Source organism: Psychrobacter cibarius, from assembly GCF_016107535.1.
Classification (GTDB): domain Bacteria; phylum Pseudomonadota; class Gammaproteobacteria; order Pseudomonadales; family Moraxellaceae; genus Psychrobacter; species Psychrobacter cibarius.
Map to the genome: position 1 here is coordinate 50,886 of NZ_JABASQ010000015.1, position 23,140 is coordinate 74,025.

General features: G+C 42.9%; 19 protein-coding genes. 15 read left to right on the top strand and 4 right to left on the bottom strand.

All coding sequences use genetic code 11. The annotated features are described in order from the left end of the window. The first annotated feature begins 79 nt into the window (after positions 1-79). From JFC08_RS09605 to JFC08_RS09640, 8 genes are all read left to right on the top strand, one after another. Positions 80-1,576 carry a dihydrolipoyl dehydrogenase gene (locus JFC08_RS09605; RefSeq protein ID WP_198330532.1) on the top strand — a complete coding sequence of 499 codons (1,497 nt, stop codon included), beginning with the start codon at positions 80-82 and terminating at the stop codon, positions 1,574-1,576. 116 nt (positions 1,577-1,692) lie between these two features. Continuing rightward, on the top strand, positions 1,693-2,880 hold the full coding sequence (locus tag JFC08_RS09610; RefSeq protein WP_226950312.1) for a mechanosensitive ion channel family protein: 1,188 nt from the start codon (positions 1,693-1,695) through the stop codon (positions 2,878-2,880). Between the two features lie 228 nt (positions 2,881-3,108). After that, positions 3,109-5,412 carry a bifunctional 23S rRNA (guanine(2069)-N(7))-methyltransferase RlmK/23S rRNA (guanine(2445)-N(2))-methyltransferase RlmL gene (gene rlmKL, locus JFC08_RS09615; protein WP_198330533.1) on the top strand — a complete coding sequence of 768 codons (2,304 nt, stop codon included), beginning with the start codon at positions 3,109-3,111 and terminating at the stop codon, positions 5,410-5,412. A 286-nt stretch (positions 5,413-5,698) separates the two neighbouring features. Then, the gene (locus JFC08_RS09620; protein ID WP_055123872.1) at positions 5,699-6,274 is read left to right on the top strand and encodes a TerD family protein; all 576 of its coding nucleotides are present in this window, start codon (positions 5,699-5,701) and stop codon (positions 6,272-6,274) included. 274 nt (positions 6,275-6,548) lie between these two features. After that, positions 6,549-7,613, top strand: coding sequence for a DUF475 domain-containing protein (locus JFC08_RS09625; RefSeq protein WP_045445375.1), 1,065 nt, complete (start codon positions 6,549-6,551; stop codon positions 7,611-7,613). Between the two features lie 469 nt (positions 7,614-8,082). After that, complete coding sequence (locus JFC08_RS09630) at positions 8,083-8,658, top strand: TerD family protein (protein ID WP_045445372.1); 576 nt, start codon at positions 8,083-8,085, stop codon at positions 8,656-8,658. A 171-nt stretch (positions 8,659-8,829) separates the two neighbouring features. Beyond that, positions 8,830-9,582, top strand: a complete 753-nt coding sequence (locus tag JFC08_RS09635; RefSeq protein WP_198330534.1) for a TIGR00266 family protein — start codon at positions 8,830-8,832, stop codon at positions 9,580-9,582. Between the two features lie 109 nt (positions 9,583-9,691). Then, entirely contained in the window at positions 9,692-10,300 is a 609-nt protein-coding gene (locus JFC08_RS09640; protein ID WP_045445366.1) for a TerD family protein, read from the top strand. Positions 10,301-10,436: 136 nt separating this feature from the next. Here the strand turns inward: JFC08_RS09640 and JFC08_RS09645 are convergent, their stop codons facing one another. Further along, positions 10,437-11,726 carry a TerD family protein gene (locus JFC08_RS09645; protein WP_198330535.1) on the bottom strand — a complete coding sequence of 430 codons (1,290 nt, stop codon included), beginning with the start codon at positions 11,724-11,726 and terminating at the stop codon, positions 10,437-10,439. 330 nt (positions 11,727-12,056) lie between these two features. On the opposite strand from JFC08_RS09645, the gene JFC08_RS09650 reads away from it, so the two are divergent. The 6 genes from JFC08_RS09650 to JFC08_RS09675 all read left to right on the top strand — a co-directional run bounded on the left by JFC08_RS09650 (position 12,057) and on the right by JFC08_RS09675 (position 19,381). Next, positions 12,057-13,232, top strand: coding sequence for an ATP-grasp domain-containing protein (locus tag JFC08_RS09650; RefSeq protein ID WP_198330536.1), 1,176 nt, complete (start codon positions 12,057-12,059; stop codon positions 13,230-13,232). 87 nt (positions 13,233-13,319) lie between these two features. Next, positions 13,320-14,564 (top strand): trypsin-like peptidase domain-containing protein, encoded by a 1,245-nt coding sequence (locus JFC08_RS09655; protein ID WP_198330537.1) that lies wholly within the window; start codon positions 13,320-13,322, stop codon positions 14,562-14,564. 47 nt (positions 14,565-14,611) lie between these two features. Then, the gene (locus JFC08_RS09660) at positions 14,612-15,922 is read left to right on the top strand and encodes a phosphoribosyltransferase domain-containing protein (RefSeq protein ID WP_198330538.1); all 1,311 of its coding nucleotides are present in this window, start codon (positions 14,612-14,614) and stop codon (positions 15,920-15,922) included. Positions 15,923-16,004: 82 nt separating this feature from the next. Continuing rightward, complete coding sequence (locus JFC08_RS09665) at positions 16,005-16,832, top strand: HAD hydrolase family protein (protein WP_198330539.1); 828 nt, start codon at positions 16,005-16,007, stop codon at positions 16,830-16,832. Between the two features lie 63 nt (positions 16,833-16,895). Further along, positions 16,896-18,092: a cysteine protease StiP domain-containing protein gene (locus tag JFC08_RS09670; RefSeq protein ID WP_198330540.1), complete on the top strand. Its 1,197-nt coding sequence runs from the start codon at positions 16,896-16,898 to the stop codon at positions 18,090-18,092. Between the two features lie 224 nt (positions 18,093-18,316). Beyond that, the gene (locus JFC08_RS09675) at positions 18,317-19,381 is read left to right on the top strand and encodes an HpcH/HpaI aldolase/citrate lyase family protein (RefSeq protein WP_198330541.1); all 1,065 of its coding nucleotides are present in this window, start codon (positions 18,317-18,319) and stop codon (positions 19,379-19,381) included. Between the two features lie 165 nt (positions 19,382-19,546). On the opposite strand, the gene JFC08_RS09680 is transcribed toward JFC08_RS09675, so the two are convergent. Beyond that, positions 19,547-20,359, bottom strand: a complete 813-nt coding sequence (locus JFC08_RS09680; RefSeq protein WP_198330542.1) for an alpha/beta fold hydrolase — start codon at positions 20,357-20,359, stop codon at positions 19,547-19,549. Between the two features lie 472 nt (positions 20,360-20,831). Here JFC08_RS09680 and JFC08_RS09685 point away from each other — a divergent pair, with 472 nt between their 5' ends. Further along, on the top strand, positions 20,832-21,629 hold the full coding sequence (locus JFC08_RS09685) for an enoyl-CoA hydratase/isomerase family protein (protein WP_198330543.1): 798 nt from the start codon (positions 20,832-20,834) through the stop codon (positions 21,627-21,629). Between the two features lie 124 nt (positions 21,630-21,753). On the opposite strand, the gene JFC08_RS09690 is transcribed toward JFC08_RS09685, so the two are convergent. Both JFC08_RS09690 and JFC08_RS09695 read right to left on the bottom strand, forming a co-directional pair. Then, complete coding sequence (locus tag JFC08_RS09690; protein ID WP_198330544.1) at positions 21,754-22,197, bottom strand: PACE efflux transporter; 444 nt, start codon at positions 22,195-22,197, stop codon at positions 21,754-21,756. A gap of 407 nt (positions 22,198-22,604) precedes the next feature. Beyond that, entirely contained in the window at positions 22,605-22,979 is a 375-nt protein-coding gene (locus tag JFC08_RS09695; RefSeq protein WP_198330545.1) for a hypothetical protein, read from the bottom strand. Positions 22,980-23,140 lie beyond the last annotated feature (161 nt).

Genomic DNA, 23,140 nt, shown 5'->3' on the forward strand with positions numbered 1-23,140 from the left:
AATTTTTTAAAGTAATCTCTTAAAAAAATTATCTAAAAAACAGCCCTGAATAATAAACATCTTATAACTTGAGAATCATATGAATAAACAATCCGATACTGCAGCGGATAACACAGCATCCAAAGCTACTCGCCAAGTATCTGTTGCCGTTATCGGTGCAGGTACTGCTGGGCAAAATGCTTTTCGTCAAGCCAGTAAAACCCATGATGATGTTATTATTATTAATGACGGATTCTGGACGACCACTTGTATTGCGGTCGGCTGTATGCCAAGTAAATTATTGATTGCCGCCGCTGATCGCGCGTATGAAGCCAATCACTCTGCTGAATTTGGCGTCCATGCCACTGTCCAAATAGATGGCAAGCAAGTCATGCAACGCGTTCGGGACGAGCGTGCTCATTTTGCTAGCTACGTCAAAACTCAAGTAGATAGCTGGCCTGATCACAAAAAAATCTCAGGACGCGCTCATATCAATAACCGAGGATTCATTGAAGTCAATGATGCGCTGATTGCCGCTGACAAAATCATCATCGCCACGGGCAGCTCTCCATTTATCCCAGATGGCTGGGCAGATAAGCTTGGTAACGCCATGCTCACCTCTGATACGATCTTTGAGCTCACAAATTTACCAAAAACAATGGCCGTCGTCGGTACAGGTGCTATCGGATTAGAGCTTGCGCAAGCCTTTAAACGCTTAGGTGTAGAAGTAACTTTGTTTAATCGTGTCAAACGTGTTGCAGATCTCAAAGACGATGATATCAATAACAAAGCTATCGATTGCTTAAGCCGCGAATTGACCATGCATTTGGGCAGCAAAATCAGCGATGTCGGTGTGCAAACAGCCACGGATAATGATTATTCAGCCGCGTTCATTGATTATGAAGACAGTGCTGGAGAGTCGCAACAATGGCAAGGTGAGTATGTACTGGTTGCGACTGGTCGCCGCAATAATATCAAACCGCTAGGAGTTGAACATTTAGGCGTTGAACTTGACGACAAAGACCGTCCAAAGCACTTGAATAAAAAAACAGGTCAGATTGGTGATTTAGATGTCTATATCGTTGGTGATGCCAACGCCAATCTCCCACTATTGCATGTGGCCAGCGATGAAGGCTATAGCGCTGGAAGTATGGTCTGCGAGAATGAAGACGCCGCTCATATTCGCCCGCCCGCCACGCCCTTCTCGATTGTGTTTTGTGCACCGCAAATCGTTAACGTCGGCATGTCTCTACCAGACATTCAGCAGGATACAAGCTTAGAATATGTCATCGGTAGCGTCAGCTTCGACAATCAAGGCCGTAGTCGCGTGATGGGCGTCAACTGTGGCCTGCTACATATCTATGGCTGTAAAAAAACTGATAGAATCTTAGGCGCTAGTATGGTGGGTCCTGATGCCGAGTATATTGGACACATTTTAGCTGCAGCGATTACCAATGATTTGAGTGTTAAGGCCATGCTCGATACGCCTTTTTATCATCCTACGATATTAGAAGGCTTACGTACCGCGCTACGCGATGTTCAACACAAAATGGCAATACCTTATCAGTACCAAGACACACAGGAAGATAGCTTTTAAGCATCAGCTCAGCTACACTTTCAAAACAAGGATGTGTCGTATTAATCATCACTCATGTTGTGTTTGGTAGCACTGACGACTTGAGATACTTTAAAAAACTCTGCATGGACCAAAAAATGGCAATCGCTAGTATTACTGATTTTTTTAAAGAGATTGTTCGTGACCTGCATACTAGCCTCTACCTTGCGCTTGGCGGCTCTGTCGATGAAGAGTCACTTGATTGGTCGTCTCAAGCGGTAGAGCTCGCTAGTACTGCCATCAAAATTCTAATACTGCTGGCAGTGTTGGGATTTTTTTATTGGCTTGCCATTTATATCCTTAAGCAAAGTAGGACAAAAATCCGCCTGAATGAGCGCCGTACTAAGATTGTCCGTTCGGTCTTGCGTTATATCTGGATAGTTGCCAGCCTGATTGCCATTATGAGCCAGATTTACTTTGAGCCAGAGACTATCAAAGCCACTGCAAAAGCCAGTACATGGGCGGGGATTTATTATGTACTTTGGGCGTCATCTGGACAGATTATCCATAAGGTGTTACAGCATTATGGTCTCAATGCTTCTATAGAGCAGCTGCTTCAAAACATCTTGTCAGTGCTGCTACTGGTACTCGGACTTGCCAGCGTCATGGCGCAATTTGGTTTCGATATCGTCTCATTGGTCGCAGGTTTAGGGATTGTGGGCTTGGCAGTCGGTTTTGCTGCCCAATCAACGCTTGCTAATTTCATTGCAGGTATTACCATTTTACTCGAACAATCTTTTCAGGTTGGCGACTGGATTCATATCAATGACAACGAGGGTCGCGTCGTACTCATTGCGTTACGCACCACCCATATTTTGACGCGAGACAACATCACCGTCATTATTCCCAACTCTAACGTTGCCTCCTCTGAGGTGACCAATTTAACCTCCAAGAACTTCATACGTTTCGATATTCGTGTGCGTATCGCCTTTGAAGATGATGTCGATACTGCTCGCAAGGAAATTTTGCAGGTGCTTACTGACACCGATGTGGTACTTAGCCGTCCTGAAACCTCGGCCACCGTGGATGAAATTGGTGAGTATGGAGTGTTCTTTATCGTGCGTTTTTGGGTCAAGCCTGCCGCTGTCGCTCGCATGCCCAAAATTAAAGAAGGTTTAAAAGAAGATATCAAGCGTGCCTTTGATGCCGCTAATATTTCTACTCCTTATCCTCATATGCGTCTGCTTATGCCAAAGGATGTGGATTATCCTATTGCCACTAAACCTTTTGCAACTACAACGCAGGTTGTGTCAGAAACACCACCACTGAGCAAAGCAGATAAATAAGCTCATTATATTATTTATCCCTTGGACAATTTATCCCACAATTTTTAGGCTCAAGGTTTTCATCTTTAGTATGATAAGCATGATTCTGTGAAAGATGACATTACTGAATCTCTCTTTTATAAACACCACCACTTTAAACCATCCTGCCCTGAATTATGGTAAAATTGGCGGTTAAACATCTTATTTTAGGATGTGCATTACTTATCAATTTAGCCCACAGGTATCCGTATGACCGAAACAACCGCGCCCGCACCTCTAACAGCAGCTTCACCAGAATTGTCGCTTGACCTTATTATCACCTGTGCCGATGGGCTTGAGGCACCACTACAAACTGAGCTGACAAGTTTTGGTATTGCAAGTGAAATCAAAAGTACAGGCCGTCTGGCAGTTACTGGTACTTTGCGTGACTTATATAGCATTTGTTTGTGGTCACGTGTCGCCTCGCGGGTATTAATGCTCATTAAACGCAAAAACATCAATGCCGAATACGATGTGGCTGAGCAACTTTATGGCTTGGCAAAATCGGTCAATTGGATTGAGCAGTTTAGTTTAGAGCAAACCTTTGCCATTCGTCTGTCGGTCGATAAGCGTGTGGCCGTCAGTCAACAGTTTGCGATGCTACGTATCAAAGATGCGATTGCAGATACGTTCAATGAAGTTTATGACAGCCGTCCTAACGTCGATAGTAAAAATCCAGACTTTTCTATATTTGCAACCGTGAATGATAAGCAAGCTGAGCTGTATTTAGATTTATCAGGTACCAGTTTGCATCGCCGTGGGTATCGTGTGGCAATGACTGAAGCGCCACTCAAAGAAAACTTGGCAGCGGCTCTACTATATAGTGCAGGCTGGCACAAGAAAAATGAAGCTGGCAATGCACCTTTTTATAATGCGCTAATTGATCCAATGTGTGGGTCTGGCACCTTTATTATTGAAGCACTACTCATGCATTGCGATTATGCTGTGGGTATCGATAAAGCCGCCAATCAATTTGGTTTTTACCAATGGCAGCATCATGACGATGCCTTATGGCAACAGATGATCGATGATGCCCAGACACGCTTCCGCGAAGCCTTAGCAATTGCTAATGAGCAACCAGATACATTACCGCTGATTTTGGGCTTTGATGCCGATAGCGGCGCGATTTTAGCAACAGAGAAAAACCTGATTGCCGCAGGTTTGCAAGATTTACTACCACTGCTTGATCTTGAGACGCGTGCGCTTGACCAGCTGAGCACTATTTTGAAGCCATTGGTCGATGACGGTCGATTGAGCAACCCTCTAATCATCACCAACCCACCTTATGGTGAGCGTTTGGGTGACGAAGAGATGATTAAGCCATTATATCAGGCGATTGGGCTTATTTTGCAAGACAGCTTTGCCGGTAGCGGCATTGATCCGATGCTTGGCATATTGGCATCTAATGTTGAGCAAGTTGATATCTTACCTATTAAAGAACCAAAAACCTTACGCTGTCATAATGGTGCTATCACCGTTTATTTCCGCTATGGCACGTTGATTGCGGGACAAACGGGCAATCTCGTTAGTCGCTTCGAAAAACGTGAGATTGAAGTGGAAGAGGGACAAGACTTTATCAACCGCTTGCAAAAAAACCTGTCCAAGCTGAAGAAGTTGGCTAAAAAAGACAAGGTTAGTAATTTGCGCGTTTACAATGCTGACTTGCCCGACTTCAAAGTCGCCGTCGACTTATATGGCGACTATGTGCACGTGCAAGAATATGCGCCACCAAAAACCATTCCACCTGAGACGGCTAAAAAACGCTTCAACTTGGCACTAATGGGTATTCGTGAAGTTTTTGGTATTAACCGTGAACAAATATTTATCAAAACCCGTGCACGCCAGTCTGGTAATGACCAATATAGCAAACAGAACACCACCGAAAAGCGTGGTAAATTTCATGTTGCACGTGAAGATGGTGCTTATTTTTACGTCAACTTTACGGACTATTTAGATACGGGTTTGTTCATTGATCACCGTAATATGCGTGCCCGTATCAAAGACAACAGTCGTAATAAATCCGTACTGAACTTATTTGCTTATACCTGTACTGCAAGTGTGCATGCGGCGCTTGCTGGCGCGAAAAAAGTCACTAGCGTTGACTTGTCACAGAACTATCTAGACTGGGGTAAGCAAAACTTTGTATTAAATGGTCTGGACGTTAGCCGCAATAAATATCAATTCGTCGCAGCCGATATCTTTGAATGGATTAAAGACAATACTGAACAATTTGATGTCATCTTTATCGATCCACCGACTTTTTCGAATTCGAAAAAGTTCCAAGGTACCTTTGATGTGCAGCGTGACCACTCTGCCCTCATTAATCGTGCGATGAACCGCTTGACCTCTGACGGGATTTTATATTTTTCAAATAACTTTACCCGCTTTGAGCTCGATGAGCAGTTAACCGAGCGTTATGATATTGTCGATATCACGCAAAAAACCATTGGTTTTGATTTTGATATTAAAAAGCCCATTCATCAAAGTTTTGAGATTCGTCATCGTCAGGGATGATAATTTAGGTTTATGGATGGATATGAAGGTTGACCACCGCATTTAGACGCCATCTTTTATAGTCAGTCTGGTCGTACACATAACAATGACCCAATCAGCTTTGATTGGGTCATTTTTTGTTGTTATGATAGAGCGTCACTAAATACTAGCTAAGTAATAGCTAAGTAATAGCTAAGCAACCGTGAAGCGTAGATTTACGAGCGCTTTAATCCCACTATTGCGATTGTTTTTATTTATATAACTTAACTATCAAACCCTTAATCACTCTAATAACAAGGATAACCCCATGGCATTATCACTTAATAAAGGCGGTAACTTATCGCTCACCAAGACTGATCCAAATTTAACGAAGTTACTTATCGGTCTTGGTTGGGATGAACGCGCAACTTCTGGTGCTGAGTTTGATCTTGATGCCAGTGTGTTTTTACTGAATACGGCAGGTAAAGTACGCGGCGACCATGACTTCATTTTCTATAACCAGCTTAAGTCTGATAATGGCGCGGTTGAGCATACTGGTGATAACCGCACTGGCGAAGGTGATGGCGATGATGAAGTCGTCAAAGTAAACCTGACTCAAGTACCTGCTGATGTGGATAAAATTGTCGTCACTGTTACTATTCATGATGCGGCGGCTCGTAGTCAAAACTTTGGTCAAGTTGCCAATGCCTTCATTCGTGTCGTGAATGAAGAGACAGGCACTGAAGTGGTACGTTTTGATTTGGCAGAAGATTACTCTGTTGAAACAGCAATGGTATTTGGCGAAGTCTATCGTCACAACGGTGAGTGGAAATTCCGTGCTGTTGGTCAAGGCTATTCAGGCGGCTTGCAAGCCATGTGTCAACAGTATGGCGTTGTTATCTAATTTGATAACTTATTCATGCTTAGACTACTATATGACAATTAAACTCAAAATATAACGCAGGTATTAGCCCTCTATTTGTACTCACCATTAGCAATGATAATGGCTGTAAAATATGGTTGCAAAATAGTCACAATTATTCATAGCTAAATGACTAGTAATGCTTTATGTTTCGTTTAGAATTATGCAAAAAAAGTGGTTAGCGATAACCGCTTTTTTTGTGGTTTGTGCCTATAGTAGGCCGACCTTAGCTTTATGCAACCAGACAGGATGTGTCATGAGACATTTTTATTTAGACTTTATCTTCACAGCCATCGCCCTAGCGGTCGCGGCATGGTGGGGATATTCACATGGCGGTATGGGCGGTATGATAACCACCCTATCTATTACCGCTATTTTGGCCGTCATGGAGATTTCATTATCGTTTGATAATGCGGTGGTCAACGCCTCAGTCCTTAAGGGCTGGGACGAGTTTTGGAAAAAGATATTTTTAACGGTGGGTATTTTAATCGCCGTCTTTGGTATGCGCTTGGTATTCCCTATTGTTATCGTCGCTGTTACTGCCGACCTTGGTATGATGCAAGTTATAGATTTGGCATTGAACGATCCTAAAGAATACTCAGCCAGACTATTGGCGCATCATGCCGAAATCTCAGCATTTGGTGGTATTTTCTTATTACTGGTTTTCTTAAACTTCATCTTTGATGAAAAAGAAGTACACTGGTTCGATTGGCTTGAGAGCCGTCTGGCAAAATTAGGTAAAGTCGATGCCATGAGCGTGTTTGTCGCGCTTATCGTCTTGATGATTGCCGTATCATTTGCCAAGCCTGAGCAATCAGCTGCGGTCCTAATCGCTGGCGTATGGGGTATCTTAGTTTACCTTGGCGTACAAGTGGTTTCTGGTATGTTAGAGGGTGATCTTGAAGAAGAACTAGACGCTCAAGGTAACAGTACTGGTGCTGCAACTAGCGCGATTATGAAAGGTGGTATTATTGGTTTCTTATATCTAGAAGTCCTTGATGCTTCATTCAGTTTCGATGGCGTGATTGGCGCATTTGCGATTACTAATGACGTAATCGTTATTATGCTAGGTCTGGCTATTGGTGCGATGTTCGTACGTTCGATGACTATCTTCTTAGTCGATAAAGGCACCCTTGATGAATATGTCTATCTTGAGCATGGCGCGCATTATGCTATCGGTGCTTTAGCTATCATCATGCTGCTATCAGTGAAATTCCATGTACCAGAGCTTATCACTGGTCTGATTGGTATTACCTTTATTGGTTGGGCGTTTGTCGCTTCACTCAATTATCGTAAGCGAGAAGCCAAATCAATTACTTGATGCTCGTTCGATGTTAAAAAACCAAGCAAAAATTTTTAATATCAAACAGTATAAAGTGGATAGATAAAGTTAGTTTAAAAATAGACGGGTTGTACCAAAGCAGTTGGTATGACCCGTTTTTGCTTTAAAGCACTTATTTGACACCCGTTGAATAAGTGCTTTTTTATGTTGCACTACCTGACGATCTAATTTACTTTTTGATAACAACACCTTAACGACTGTTGCTCGGACGGTTAAAAAGTATCAGACTTGCAGCATTGATATGTCCCTTAGTAATCATATCGTAATCACACAAAATACGCCTTGCTTAGTAAGCAATCGCTTAGTATAGTAAATCGTAATGATATGCAGGGCGTGGCATACGAGTAAATTTATTCATTGTTTGCATTTATATATCGACCACTGCACTATTTTAGTTTATTTTTTTTATCATTCAATCCACTCAATTATTAATCAAAAGGATATTTATATGGCTATTAGCTTAACAAAAGGCGGCAACGTAAACTTATCAAAAGAAGCGCCTGGTTTAACCAATATTACAGTCGGTCTTGGCTGGGATCCACGTGCTACTGATGGTCAAGAGTTTGACTTAGATGCGATTGGCTTTTTGGTCAATGAAGCAGGCAAAGTACGTAATGACCAAGATTTCATCTTTTTTAACAACTTAAAGTCAGACAATGGCGCGGTTGAGCACACAGGTGATAACCGTACTGGTGAAGGCGACGGCGATGATGAAAAAATCAAAATCAACCTTGCTAGCATTCCAGCTGACGTAAGCAAAGTCGCTATCTGTGCGATTATTTATGAAGGTCAAAGCCGCAATCAAAACTTTGGTCAAGTGGGTGATGCCTACATCCGTGTCGTTAACGACAATGGCGATGCTGAAATCGCACGTTATGACTTATCAGAAGACGGTAGCACCGAAACTGCGATGATTTTTGGTGAATTATATCGCCATAGTGGTGACTGGAAATTCCGTGCCGTTGGTCAAGGCTTCAGCGGTGGTCTTGGACCATTAGCGGCTTCTTATGGCGTTAATGTTTAAGAGCTGACTAACATTTAGCGCTAATAATATAAGCCCGAAAAGCCATCAAGTGTGCCCTACTATCGCATTTGATGGCTTTAAAAGTAATAGGCTAGCGAAAATCTATGGTTAAGCCGACTTACAGACATGACTTACAAACATATAGAATACTGATATAAGGATTCGCACCCTATGACCGCCACGTTTAGCTTGATCGGTACCATTGAACCATTTCTTCATTGTAACCTCGAAAAAGGCGACTCCATCTATTGTGAAGCCAATGCAATGGTGATGATGGAATCAAACCTTGAGCTAAAAGGTAAGCTGCAAGGCGGTCTTATGCAATCACTTATGCGCCGTTTTGCCAATGATGAATCCTTGTTTCAACAGCAGATTGAAGCCGTGAACGGTGAAGGCGATTGTTTACTTGCGCCAACGCTCGACGGTGATATGCAAATCATTGATTGCGGTGAGCAGCAATATACTTTAAGCGATGGCGCATTTGTCGCGGCGCAAACGGGCGTCGATGTGAAGGCTAAGATTCAACGTAATCTAGGTGGCGCCGTCTTTGGTGATACTGGTGGCTTTATGGTGATGCAGACGCAAGGTCAAGGTCAGGTGGTGGTATCGGGTTTTGGCTCATTGTTTGAGATTGATGTCGAACCTGGTAAAGACGTCATCATTGATAACGGTCATGTGGTCTGTTGGGACTCGCGTTTGGAATACAAACTGTCAGTCGCCACCAGTAAGAAAAAAGGCTTCATGGGCAATATTATCAATTCGGTCACCAGTGGCGAAGGTATGGTTTTAAACTTCTCAGGCTCAGGCAAAGTCATTATCTGCTCTCGTAATCGTGATAGCTACCAAGGCTGGCTACAAAGCATCTTAGGTACTAGCTCAGGCGGTCGCGGCGGCAGTAACAGTTTACTTAGCAATATCTTATAACTATTATTATGTTTTTAAAGCTTTATGTTACAACGACTCCTCGTCATTATAGACTTTATTTAACCGTCTACTCACAATTACTATAACACTGTAGTATAAGGAATATCACATGGCAGTTAGTTTACAAAAAGGTCAGAAAATCTCCCTAAGCAAAGAAGCGGGCGGCGAGCTTACCCAAGTAAAACTGGGTCTAGGCTGGGACGTTGCTCAAAACCCTCAAGACAAAAAAGGTGGGTTCTTGGGCAAGTTATTCGGTGGTGGTAGCGGTGGCGATTCGATTGACTTAGATGCCTCGTGCATCATGTTTGATACCAATAAACAAGCCATCGATGCGATTTGGTTCAGTCAGCTGAAATCAAAAGATGGCAGTATCGTCCATACTGGTGATAACCGCACTGGCGACGGCGATGGTGACGACGAAGTTATCAATGTCGATCTTTCAAAAATCCCTGCCAATGTCGTCTCTCTAGTATTTACCGTCAATAGTTTCACTGGTCAAACCTTTGAAACGGTAGAAAATGCATTTTGTCGTATCGTCAATGCCAATAACAATCAGGAAGTCGCCCGCTACAATTTATCAGCGCAAGGTGGGCATACCGCGATGATTATGGCAAAAGTATATCGTCATAATAACGAGTGGAAAATGCATGCGATTGGTGAAACGGCTTCTGGTCGTACTTTCCATGACTTGATGCCTGCCATCACGCCGCATGCTTAAAGGATTCAAAGCTTTAGTTGGATTAGCGTTCATCCGTTAAAATGAGCTATTGAAGCAACGTTATTGATAAAAAACAGCCCATCTAATCGTAGATGGGCTGTTTTTTTACATGTGCAAAAGAATATTTTTAAAGCTGTTACTTAGTCCCTCGCTTCCAGCTAAAGCCCCAGTTAAAGGCTTTATCCATCTCTTGATGTCCTTTAAAATACTGGTTAATACGTTCAACGTTGATACTACCTTGCTGATTGACCAGACGCGCAATCGCACACATTGGCAAATTACCTGTCCCTTCTGTAAGACGTGTCTCAATCGGTGGCTGATCGGGCACATGAATGGTCACCACTCCATCGGTTTGCGCCCAATTTGGTGCACCTTCATAGATGAAAGCAAAGATAAACACCTCTTCTATCTGCGACCACTGCTGACCGTTAATATCTAGCCACTCACCGCCGCTGACTTGTCCCGTTCTATCATCAGCACGCAAACACACGTAAGGCGCTGATGTTAAGCTACCAAAGCGATTACCCAAGGCTTGAATCAAGGTTTTTTCACCATTTTTCAGATGAATCATCGCCCCAACATCAAGGTCAATACCGCCCGCTTTATGTTGTTTGAAAAGATCGCCTAACAAGCCTTTTTTGGGTGCTTGCTGATTGGCAGTTGGATTTTGGTTCCAGTTTAAGTTGACAGAGATTTTACCAAAGTCATCACGTTTCTTTAGGTTGATGCTAGACTGATTTTTGGTTAAAGTGATTTTGCTTAAGTTAATTGACGGATTTGGAGAAGCTGTAGGAATTGGCGGCGGCGTGCTTGTTTGAGGTGCACTACCTGCTTTCTGCGTATTAATTGGGCGCTGCGTATTGATGGGCTGAGCTTGACCTTGTGACTGGTCTTGTACAGGACTTTGAGCGGGCGCTTCATCAGCAATTTCAACACCAAAATGCTCAGACAAAGGCTTCAGCCCTCCTTCAAAACCTTGGGCAATAAAACGGAACTTCCAGCTACCTTGGCGGCGATAACATTCCGCTAAAATAATGGCTTTTTCATTACGTCCAGCTGCACTTAACTGGCAAGTCATCAGCACTTGGCTGCCTTGCAATACTTGAATATCGACATCGCCAACTTGCGCAAGCGTCTGCGCACTAGAAAACGCTAATGCTATCTTCTCGATATTTGCAGGCTGCACAGGTAAATTAATATCAAAAAACCCATCGCTATCATGACCACGGAAACTCACACTGCCATCATCGCTACGTGTCTGCCCATAAAATATCATGTCGCCATCGCCACGTACTTTACCGTCAGTTGTCAGGCGATATGCCGCGCAATCGACCGCACTTTGGCTTAAAATACGAATGCTAATATGATCTGTTGGCAGTGGCGCATTGGCACCAGCAATCAGTTTTTGAGGTTGGATTTGGCTCATCATGCATCCTTTGAATTATTTATTATGTGCGTGTGTTTGTTATGCTAATAATTGTCATATAGTAGCATGGATGGCCGCTGACTTTTAAAGCGTACGACCGTTCAATAACGTGCCAATGACCCTAAAAAATATTTTTACAAATCCTTCATGCTATTTTGTCAGCAGCATTTATAACGCTTAGCATTTGTATATAATAGCCCCTACTATTAGCAATATTGCGGCTTGTTTTTTTATTGCTGTTTGAGGCTTGCTTATATTCCTGATGGTATTGCGATGACGATAGTGAATTATTCAATTATATCTAAAACCTACGATAATGCTGAGAGAATTATGAAAACCCCTGCTAACGATAATGACCATAAAACATCAACTGCCGCGTCACCTGCCGTTTGGTTAGCTGAAGGTCAGTCAAGCCAGCGTGATATGTTAGCCAGCCTGCAAACCCTAAAAAATCACGCTGATACTTCGTTCAACATTATCGCTTCACACCGCCACAATAGACCTGAGATTTTTGAATTTGCTGACAGCGTTTACCGCGAGCCTTCTACTAGCACCGCAGATAACGATGAGCAAACAGTGCTCGAATCTGTTGAGCCATTGATGCCGCGTTGGCAGTTTGTGTTAGAACAAGCGCAGAAAAACAACGTAAAATTGTTGCTCACTGGGCGCAATGGTATTGATTACGAAGCCCACCGTGAGGCTTTTGTCGCAGCGGGTATTCGTTTATTGACGGGTGCAGCGAGTGTGGCAGCGTTAGAAGTGATAGATGATAAGTTTGCCTTTATGCAGCAATGTCATGAGCATGATATTCCCGTTGCCGAGGCGTGGCGCTTTGATAATGTCGCAGAGCTTGAAGCATTACTTGCTACATACGGTCACCAACCATTATGCGTCAAACCGGTTACGGGTATTTTCGCTCAAGGGTTTTGGCGACTGAGCAAAGTTAAAGAGATGGGCAAAGAAGTAGATGAGCAATATGATAGCTTTGAGCATTTATACTTTACCGAAGAGAAAAAAATAAATACGGCGCAATTTATTAATGCCTATGCAAACAGTGTCATGGTGCAGGAACGCCCAATTCCCATGCTGCTAATGCCTTACTTGTCAGGGCAAGAGTACTCTATCGATGTCGTCTGTGAATATGGCGAAGTGCTGGCTGCTGTCACCCGTTATAAAACGGGGAAAATTCAGCATATCGGCTACGAGCAAGCGGTCATGGATGTCGTCATTCCACTCATAAAAGCCTTTGGCTGCGATGGCATCGTCAGTGTCCAAACCAAAGCCGATGATGACGGTCAGCACCGTGTGCTTGAGATTAATAGTCGCCCTTCTGGTGGCATTGATTACACCACCCATAGCGGTGTGGATTTAACCCAAGTTGGATTTGCCTATTGGCTGGGCTTAACCGATAAGCCGATACTGGCTGATATCGCGCAACAAATAACCCCCTGCCAAGTACGCTCTATTATGGTCGGTGTAAAGGTTGAAGAAGACATCACTGAATAAGTCAAAATAATCATATAAAAAGCTGACGGCAACGAATCGACAATAATACATCCATGGCAACCGAATATATTCAATAAGAGGCAAACGATGACAGCACAAACCACGTTAGTGTTAGGGGCAAATACGGTCATCGCGACAGCGAATTGTTCGGTCGCCTTTGCAACGACAGATCAGTCAAAGTTTGGCGTGCAGCTTGGGCTATTATGGCTGCCTTTGGATGAGCATCGCAAAGCCGCTTGTAGTCCTGCTTATCTTCATGAACCGAAGGAATGGGCGCAGCTCAATAGCAAAGATGATCTAAATGCATGGCAATTGGATTTGCCTGCATTGTTTGATAAACAAGGTGCAAGCTTTTTACAACTGATTGCGTATGTTTATGATGAGCCAAGCCTAAACTTACCTGCCGTTGAATTGAGTAAGGTAAGCTTAACACTCAATGAAGGCGATATTGGCTATGAATTTACCGCAAGTGAACGCCATGTCAAGGCGGCGATCATATTAGAGATATACCGACGCAATGGACAATTTAAATGCCGCGCCCTTGGTGAAAGCTCCACGCAAGGACTGGCAAGTCTTGAGCATCATGTACAAGTGAGCCTTGATATGCGTCCGCCAGATACGCATGCCCTTATCCAAGATGCCCAGCGCGCACAGCAGCAAGGTTATCCTAACAGTGATGCGCGTCCGCCCAGACAAGTTCAATCTGGTGAAACTTGGACAGGGACAGCGTTTGCTATCGATCCCTATCATTTACTGACTTGTTATCATGTCATTGAATCGGCGGCGATGATTGGTGTGCGTCAGCAAGGGCAGCCCGATCGTGAGGCGCAAGTGGTACTCAGCGATATTGGTAGTGATTCAGCCGTTATTAGAGTAAGCGAGCCGCTGCCAAGTTATTTACCCTTAGCACAGCGTTGTACTGATAATTTGGGTGAAACCATCACCACCTTAGGATTTCCGTTATCAGGATTGAGTAGCCAATTACAAGTAACACAAGGCTGCATCTCAGGACTGACAGGGTTTGGCGATGATATTCGCTATCTGCAATTTACTGCGCCTATTCAGCCAGGCTCTAGTGGCAGCCCTTTATTACTGCCGACTGGTGAAGTTATCGGCATGGTAACGTCCAGCCTCGTCCATGAACATGCACAAAATATGAACTATGCGGTGAAATTTCAGTTATTATCCGCCCTACTCGCGAGCGCTGGAATTAGTTTAGATAATTTATCTGAGTCATCTGGCATGTTACGCACGACAGCTGCGCCGCTGACTACGCCGCAATTAAGCAAACAAAGTCGCGGGGCTTTATGGCTGGTAGGTTGTCAGGGTTAAGCAATCATTACAACGATATAGAAAACTGAAAGATCAAAGGAAAATAAATGCCAAATAAGCAACACAGCACGACCATTACCCTACCACGCGGCAATCTTGATTTAACCTATCAAACCAATTCAGCCACTACGAAAAATGGGGCAGAACCAAGTAATGATTATCAATTAGAAGATTTACTTGGATTTGCACAACGCATTAACCCAAAACGTGCCTTTTTGTTTGTCTCAAAAGTATTAGGTCGTCATATTCCAGTGGCTCCTAGTACCATGCGTCATGCTTTTACTGACTTGGCTAATTTGGTTCCTAGCGATTTGCCTGAGCCGATTTTAGTCATCGGTATGGCAGAGACGGCCGTTGGCTTATCTGCGGGGGTACATCAAGCGCTACAAACGCGTTACCCCAAAGCCTTACTATTGAACTCTACGCGGCATGCACAACATGATGACAATAAGGACAGTAGCAGCGACTCTTTATTAACCACTTTCAGCGAAGACCACAGTCATGCCAGCCAGCATCTCATTTATCAAAGTGCAGATAATGTCACTCAAGCGCAGCTGCTAGCCAGCAAAACCTTGATTATGGTGGATGATGAAGCATCGACGGGCAATACTTGCGTTAATGTCGTCACTGCCCTTCGTAACGCAGGACTTGACCAGTTAGAGCAAGTACATCTTACCACTTTGGTTGATTGGTCTTTAAACCAGAATCAGAATGCAGCCGATGCCAATGAAGCTGTGTCTGACCAAATCGCAAAACGCCTGCCCAATATCCACTTTCAACGTCATCATCTACTGTCTGGTGCATGGACTTGGACGGATGCGCCCAATCCTGAACCAATAACGATGCCGTCGGTTGATACAACTGAAGCAGGCAGTCAGTCTCTAGGTAATACTGGTAATTGGGGACGTTTCCCAACTCTAGATAGCACCGATGGGTTTGATGATTATCTTTTGAAGTTTCAAACTGCCTTTAACATTTTTAACAAGCAAGCTCAACCTGAGAAAGAGCCGTTTGATAAAGAACAGTTGCCACAGCGTATCTTAGTATTGGGCAGTAATGAGTTTGTTTGGTTGCCGTTTTTATTGGCGGAATGGCTTGCGCAAAATACGCATGTAGAGAATAGTAAGAATACGGTTAATTTTAGTGCGTTAACCCGCTCACCGATTGCGCTTGGTGGCGCAATTACCTCGATGCTAAGTTTTAATGATAATTATGGGCTTGGTATGACCAACTTTGCGTACAACGTTACACCTAGCAATTGGGATTTGATTGTCTTGTGTGTGGAAACGTCCGCTGATAGCGTTGATACTATGTGGAAAGGTTTGGATAATGTGTTGGTGGTGAGTCCGACGCTGTAAATTATTTTATAAGAACTGTGCTCTTACCACTATCCTCTAAATCCAGCTCTGCTTTTCAAATTCAACCCTTATGGACAACTTTATGACCAGCCCATCTTTTCAAGCCAATCCTCATATCGTTAAGCCTTACGCACTGATGGATTTGGACGATACGCTCTTTCAAACTCAGCGTAAAATTGATGCGTGGAAATTACCCACTACTGAACCTGAAAACTTGATTTGCGCAACCGTTAACAAACAAGGCGAGCCATTAAGTTTTATGAATCAGCGCCAAGCCACATTGTTTAATTGGCTACTTGCTAGCACTGATCTAATCGTAGTGACGGCACGCGACCGCAGTGAAATCCAGCGTGTTAAACTGCCTTTTGATAGCTGGCAAATTTTGACTCATGGCGCGATTATTCTTGACAAAGACGGTATGTTACAAGCCCAGTGGCAACAGTATATGTATAATAAGCTTGCGCCATTGCAGGAAAAATTACAGCAGCTGAGCCAGCTATTCGCGAATCACAGCAAAAATGACAGTAGCCAGCTGGTCTTTACACCGCATATCGATAGCTTTAACAATGGCGCTGATAATAGAGAATTAACCATTTATCTGGCTATCAAACATGCGCAAAAAGACCATCAAGCATTAGTAGATCTCGCTGCAAAACTGCCAACGTTAATACGAGACTTTGAGCAGGATTTTTATGTGCACGTGAATGCGAATAATCTAGCGATATTGCCGCACGCAGTTCATAAGCGCCATGCGGTACAATTTCTGCTAGACCATCATTTAGACAGTCAACGACCAAGCTTTGGCTTTGGTGACAGTCTGGCTGATTTACCATTTTTACAGCTGCTTGACTGGTATGGTATGCCCAATCATGGTCAGTTACATGAACGACTTAGCTCTCAATCATTCTAAACACTTAATCTCTCCTAAATAAAAACAATAATCGCCGCCGTTTATAGAAGTAGAAATTATTTTATGACCCATCATATAACGAACCCTAATGTTCAAAAATTAGAAGCATATGGCTCAGGCAGCTATCTTGCCAGTGATGTGACCGTACTGCTCGATATAGTCGCTAAAAACGCGGTCGCCGATGTACCAGTCAGTCAAAAAGAAGCGCTCATTCAAAGTGGGCAACGTCATTATTCTGATATGTTGACCTTGGAGCAAGCGCCTACTGCTATGCATGAGCAGCTTTACACGCAAGCATTAGAGCAAGGAGCTGAGAGGACTGCCACTGACATTGCTAATTTGGCTTATACGCTACATCACATTTTTCAAAAATCTCGAAATGAACATACCGTTAGTAATGAGCGCCCGCTAGTCTTAGTCAGTTTGGTACGCGCAGGTTTGCCAGTTGGCGTTTTGTTGCAGCGTGCGTTAGCAGACGTTAATAGTAGCTATGCTTTGCCGAGCGTGCATTATGGTATCAGCATCATTCGCGACCGCGGACTTGATCCAGTTGCGTTACAAATGATATTGAATGCTCATCCAGACAGTCCTATCGTATTTGTTGACGGCTGGACGGGCAAAGGCGCGATTTATCAAGAGCTTGCTCATAGTTTAGAAAAGTTTAGCGATCCTAGCCATGCAAACTTTGCCAATATCTTTCATCAAGGGGCAGATGTTATTCCCTTATTAACGCTGGCTGATCCAGCTGGCGTTGCTTGGCTTGCAGCTAGCATTGATGACTGGCTGATTCCCTCAGGGCTATTAAATAGTACGGTATCAGGACTGATTTCGCGAAGTTTATATACCGAGCCAGCATTGGGGCTACACCGGAGCGTGTTTTATGATAACTTAATTGAGGTCGACCATAGCTTAGCTTTCATCACTCATATCGATGCAGCGCGCCGTGCATTAGCCCCACCTTTGCAATGCTTGCCGACGTTTCAGCAGCCGCGCTATCAGACAGCTGCTTTAATCGACAAGCTGGCAGCAGACTACGATATCACCAATCGTAACCGCATTAAGCCAACGATTGCAGAGGCAACACGGGCGATATTGCGCCGTGACCCTGAACGCATATTATTAGCCAGCGCTGATCATCCTGATACCATACTGCTAAGACATTTATGTGCCCAGCGAAATATCATTATTAGTGTATTAGGTGATAAAATACATCCCTATCAAGCCATCACGCTTATCAAGCAACGTAGCGAAGACCACTAATCATTGCTACACTCGCGGTTTTTATAAACCAGACCCGTCTCAAACTCAAAGCAGCGAAAGAAAAGCGAAAGAAAAAGGTAAAACTACTCCTTCTTGTCGGCTAAACGAATTTGACATTACCAAACGTATTTTTGGGTTTGCGGTCATTGCTGCTAAGCCATACCACTTGATGATACTTCTTAGATTTTATAACCATTCACTTATCACTATTGATGATGCCAATTATGTCAGATATGCAAAACAACGAGTCTACTCTTTATCAAAACACCCAGTCTTACGCTCACCTTATTACTGAGCGTCATGCGATGCTAAAACCACATGCGCATCACCCGTATCAGTTGGGGGCTAGCCTATACATGCCAGCAACTCGCCAAGATATTTGGCAAGTCATTAAGCGTGATAAATTACCAACGATTAATAGTATTATCATCTGCCTAGAAGATGCCGTCAGCCATAGTGATGTTGAGCTGGCACTTCAGCGCTTGCAAACGTTGCTGCATACATGGGCGACGCATGTCGATAGCATCAATGACCCATCAAAACATGCCGACATTCAGATTGAACAACCAACACGCCCGCTGGTATTTATACGCCCGCGTCATCCAGCGATGTTAGAGCAGCTCTCAGGTTTTGCCCATATCGATTTGATTGATGGCTTTGTCATGCCGAAAGTCGACATGTATAGCCTATCCAATTGGCGTATGGCCTGCCAAAATCTGAGTACTGAGCAACTATTGATGCCGACGCTTGAAACCGCAGCCCTATTTAATCCACATCATAATCAGGAATTGGCCATCGGTTTTAAAGAAGCTTTTAGCCAGCCTGTATTTGCCTTGCGTATCGGTGGCAATGATTTATTTGCAGCATTGCGTTTGCGCCGTCCCAAAAACAGCATCGTTTATGATACTCCTATCGGCACCCTTGCCTATCAGCTGCTCGGCTGCTTTGTGCCGCATGGCTTTTATTTAACAGCTCCTGTCTTTGAATATTTGGATCAGCCAACGCTATTTATGCAAGAGCTAACCCGCGATGTTAGCTTAGGATTGGTCGGCAAAACGGTCATTCATCCAAGCCAAATTGCGCTGGTGCAACAAGCCTATTGCGTACCATTGAGCATTTTAGATGAGGCGCAAGCAATCTTGCATAGCGAGGCAAAAGCGGTGTTTAAATATAACAATACTATGCTAGAGCCTGCTACCCATCGCGCGTGGGCAAAAGAAATCGTCAATCGTGCCGAGGCATGTGGCACCCTTGATGACGGTAATAATGACTATACGGCGCGGTTATAAATAAATACTTTAAAGTTACTACCTTCAAATGTAATCTCTTACATGCGCTCAATAAAAAAGCCGTTATCACATTCAAGATAGCGGCTTTTTTAGCACAGAGGTTCCATCACTCTATTACTATTAAAACGATGCCTTATTTAAGGCTATTTCAAGACCAACTCAAAATTAGACGCAGTCCGCTAAAAAGGTGTTAATCACTCGATTGACCTGCTCAGGCTCTTCTACGGTGGCGGTATGACCAGCGCCCTTGATCACTGCCAATTTAGACCCTGCTATCGCAAAATGCATACGTTCAGCCTTTGAGTAAGAGGTTGCTGTGTCCTCATCACCGACCACGATTAATGTCGGCACCGTAATACTCCCTAGCTGATCGTAGGTGCCTGCCCGCTCAATAACGCCCATCGTTGCCTTAATAACTCCGCCTTTGCGATTGCCTTGTAGCATCGTTAACCACTGCTTACGATCAGACTTACGCAACTTATCTGTCAAAAAAGTATTGCCAAACATAATAGGCATGACCTTGTTACTCACGCGTTTGAGACCCAACCAACGAATGGCTTTGACCAGCTTACGATACTGCGGCACGTTTTTGGGATCTTCAGGATCAGCAGAAGTCTCTAACAGGGTAAGCGACAGCAATAGCTCAGGGCGTTTGAGTGCGACACGCTGGGCGACAAACCCGCCCATCGATAACCCTAACAAATGGCATTTATGAATATCTAGTGCCTCTAATAATGCCAATGTATCCTCGGTTAAGGTTTCCATATCATAGCCAGACTTAGTTATTTCAGACTGACCTTGTCCCCGAAAATCAAACGTAATACAGCGATAACCAGCTTTGAAGTACTCGACTTGCTTGTCAAATAGGTGCGTATTCCACAGTAGACCGTGGGCAAATACCATGATGGGTTTTTGCTTATCGTTTGGCGCGCTGTCTTCGTAATAAAGTTCAACATTATTGACATTAATAATTGGCATAACCACTTCCTTGTTGGTTTAATAAATAAAAAATCAGTCTTTTAAAACCTGCCTTCTAGGGCGTCTCTTCATTTTAAAAATGGTAAAAAAAATAAGATAAATTGCCACCAAACAAGGAAAATAGCACAAATAATATCGAGATATTCATCAGCTATTTGACGCAGTTTGGCAAAATTTAGCCATTTTTAGCACATGTAGAGAATGCTCGATTGCATTGAGGACATGCCTTAGCATAATTCAACCTTTCTACAGATAGTAGCCTTATTTTTGAATGGTAGGTTTAATAATTTTAGCAATATGATAGCAGCAAAAAACACCATACCTGAATCATGTCTTAAGCGCGCACAGATCCTGCTTTTATAATAAGCTCAAACTGCTATAGTATTTGGCATTGCATTATTTGTCACATTTACTGCCAATAGCTAGTGTTACCAAAAACGTTTTATAGAAAACTCAATTAAGGATATCAACCATGTCACACCCTCTCGTCGAATATCAAATAGAGAACCATATCGCAACCATCACGATGAACGATCCCAAAACACTGAATGCCTTTAGCACAGTGCTAAAAGATGCCATGATGAATGCACTGACGAATGCAGACGAAGACAAAGACGTCAGAGTCATCATCCTGCAAGGCGCAGGCAATAACTTTTCAAGTGGCGGGCATATCGGTGAGATGTTAGAAAACGGCATGGAAAGCGAGGCGCTGTCGAATAAGCTAAATTTCATGGTTGGCGAAGTCGCTGAGATTAGCTTAAAGTTGCGTAATATTCATAAGCCTATTATCGCTAAATTAGAAGGCGCAGTGGCAGGTGCTGGCATGAACTTAGCACTGACTTGTGATTTTCGCATAGCCGCTGATAATGCCAAATTCGTGCAAGCCTTTGTCAATATCGGTCTAATACCAGATGCTGGCGGCATTTATTTACTGAATCAATTGATCGGTGTGGCTAAAACCACTGAGATGGTCATGCTTGGCGATAAACTCAAAGCGGAAGATATGGCACGCTTAAACTTGGTTAACGATGTGGTCAGTAGCGACGAGCTGGATGCTAGCGTATTGGCATTGGCAGCGCGCCTGAGCAATCTGCCCGGAAAAGCATTGGCATCAATGAAGCATATGATTAATACGCACGCTTATATGGGTCTCAATGAAGCGCTCGATATGGAAGTGGATCAACAGACCATGCTTGCTAAAACGGATGATTTTAAAGAAGGTATTACCGCCTTTATGGAAAAACGTAAGCCTGTTTATGAAGGTAAATAATAACCTTATAACACTCTGTTTTGCGCTATCATCAAAAAGGCTGCCTAATGGCAGCCTTTTTTTAGGTCATACGATATCAAGAAAATTCCGTATTAAACATATCTTTAAGTGACACTTTTAACTCTTAAGAATTAGAGGCTGTCTTATAGTGATGCGGTAAGGTAAATATCTTGTCAAAACCCAAGGTAAAGATAAAGGTATAAACCAAGAAAAATAAAAGTAACGCCGCCTCCATCATAAAAGCTTTGATTAAGCCAACGTCATACCAAATCATATAAAGTGGTAAGCAAATCAACACCAATCCGCCTTCAAATCCTAATGCATGCGCACTGCGAATGAGTAAGGTGCGCTTTGCCACCTGCTTGCGACGTTCCCACGCTTCAAAAGCTGTATTGTAGAGAAAGTTCCAAATCACCGCTGCTAATGACACCATCACAGCAACTGGTAAGGATTCTGCCGCATCGCTACCACTCAGCTTCATCAATACGAAAGTAGAAGAAATGATAGCGATAAGCTCGAAAATAGTCACATAGACGATACGACGTTTGAGTGGGGATAAAGTAATCAACCAAGACTCCAAAGCACTTGAGCGTAAACAAAAAAGTGCCTATCAAAGTATCGGTCCGTCCCGAGATAGAAAAGAGGAAAAAATGCAGAGCCACGGTTTCCGCCTGCCCTTGTATTATACATAAGATAGTTGAAGAAGCCAGTTGACGCTTACATCAAAATTTGATGCAATGAAATACCAAATATAATAGCAATCGATAATTCAAGGAAGGCATTAGCGCCTTTATGGAGAAGCGTAAGCCAGTTTATTTGGGTAATTAACTAAGATCTTATCGCTCGTTTTATCGCTCACTTTTATGAGCGATAAAATTTATAGCAACAGAATAAAACTTAATTACTGCGCTATTCATAAAATAGTTAGAATTTTTATCTAATATTTATGAAAAAATTTTATATGGATAGGGAAAACTATTCTTCATCTGTATCTTTTAAAAAAAATTCTTTTGCTGCTTCATACCAAATTTTCAATATTTGAAACACAAGAATAGTAATAATTAAAACGAGAAAAGTATGTACTATAATAGATATGTCAAATCCGAAATAATTTTCAAATGTGTCTTCAAAGAAGATTCGAGTTATCATAAGAATCAAAAAAGGAATAAATGTTAGCATTAAAGTGATATTAAACAGTGGCTGTGGTTCTTTATAAACCTCAATTTTACTTATACCTTCTATTCTTGCAGAGACCTCAAAATTTTCTTTATAGTCGCTCAAAAGTATTTTTATAGTAAAGTTATCTTTGGGGTTGAGAAGCAAGGGTTCAATCTCAATGCTATCTACCATTTTAATGACATTAACATCTAAATTATCTGGATACTGTCTCAAGATTTCACATGTTAGTATGTTTAAATTATTACCTAAATTAGGGCGTGTCCCTAATCTGTAAAATTAAGTATAAAGGCTTTAAAATAAAGAGACTATTTCAAACAGGGCTCTCTAAATTA

What these genes read in the sequence shown, in the direction of transcription:
- JFC08_RS09675 (WP_198330541.1), top strand. Translation starts at nt 18,317, where the DNA reads ATGTCAGATATGCAAAACAACGAGTCTACTCTTTATCAAAACACCCAG.
- JFC08_RS09685 (WP_198330543.1), top strand. Translation starts at nt 20,832, where the DNA reads ATGTCACACCCTCTCGTCGAATATCAAATAGAGAACCATATCGCAACC.
- JFC08_RS09695 (WP_198330545.1), bottom strand. Translation starts at nt 22,979, where the DNA reads ATGGTAGATAGCATTGAGATTGAACCCTTGCTTCTCAACCCCAAAGAT.
- JFC08_RS09660 (WP_198330538.1), top strand. Translation starts at nt 14,612, where the DNA reads ATGCCAAATAAGCAACACAGCACGACCATTACCCTACCACGCGGCAAT.
- JFC08_RS09655 (WP_198330537.1), top strand. Translation starts at nt 13,320, where the DNA reads ATGACAGCACAAACCACGTTAGTGTTAGGGGCAAATACGGTCATCGCG.
- JFC08_RS09605 (WP_198330532.1), top strand. Translation starts at nt 80, where the DNA reads ATGAATAAACAATCCGATACTGCAGCGGATAACACAGCATCCAAAGCT.
- JFC08_RS09635 (WP_198330534.1), top strand. Translation starts at nt 8,830, where the DNA reads ATGACCGCCACGTTTAGCTTGATCGGTACCATTGAACCATTTCTTCAT.
- rlmKL (WP_198330533.1), top strand. Translation starts at nt 3,109, where the DNA reads ATGACCGAAACAACCGCGCCCGCACCTCTAACAGCAGCTTCACCAGAA.
- JFC08_RS09670 (WP_198330540.1), top strand. Translation starts at nt 16,896, where the DNA reads ATGACCCATCATATAACGAACCCTAATGTTCAAAAATTAGAAGCATAT.
- JFC08_RS09680 (WP_198330542.1), bottom strand. Translation starts at nt 20,359, where the DNA reads ATGCCAATTATTAATGTCAATAATGTTGAACTTTATTACGAAGACAGC.
- JFC08_RS09620 (WP_055123872.1), top strand. Translation starts at nt 5,699, where the DNA reads ATGGCATTATCACTTAATAAAGGCGGTAACTTATCGCTCACCAAGACT.
- JFC08_RS09630 (WP_045445372.1), top strand. Translation starts at nt 8,083, where the DNA reads ATGGCTATTAGCTTAACAAAAGGCGGCAACGTAAACTTATCAAAAGAA.
- JFC08_RS09665 (WP_198330539.1), top strand. Translation starts at nt 16,005, where the DNA reads ATGACCAGCCCATCTTTTCAAGCCAATCCTCATATCGTTAAGCCTTAC.
- JFC08_RS09625 (WP_045445375.1), top strand. Translation starts at nt 6,549, where the DNA reads ATGAGACATTTTTATTTAGACTTTATCTTCACAGCCATCGCCCTAGCG.
- JFC08_RS09645 (WP_198330535.1), bottom strand. Translation starts at nt 11,726, where the DNA reads ATGAGCCAAATCCAACCTCAAAAACTGATTGCTGGTGCCAATGCGCCA.
- JFC08_RS09640 (WP_045445366.1), top strand. Translation starts at nt 9,692, where the DNA reads ATGGCAGTTAGTTTACAAAAAGGTCAGAAAATCTCCCTAAGCAAAGAA.
- JFC08_RS09650 (WP_198330536.1), top strand. Translation starts at nt 12,057, where the DNA reads ATGAAAACCCCTGCTAACGATAATGACCATAAAACATCAACTGCCGCG.
- JFC08_RS09610 (WP_226950312.1), top strand. Translation starts at nt 1,693, where the DNA reads ATGGCAATCGCTAGTATTACTGATTTTTTTAAAGAGATTGTTCGTGAC.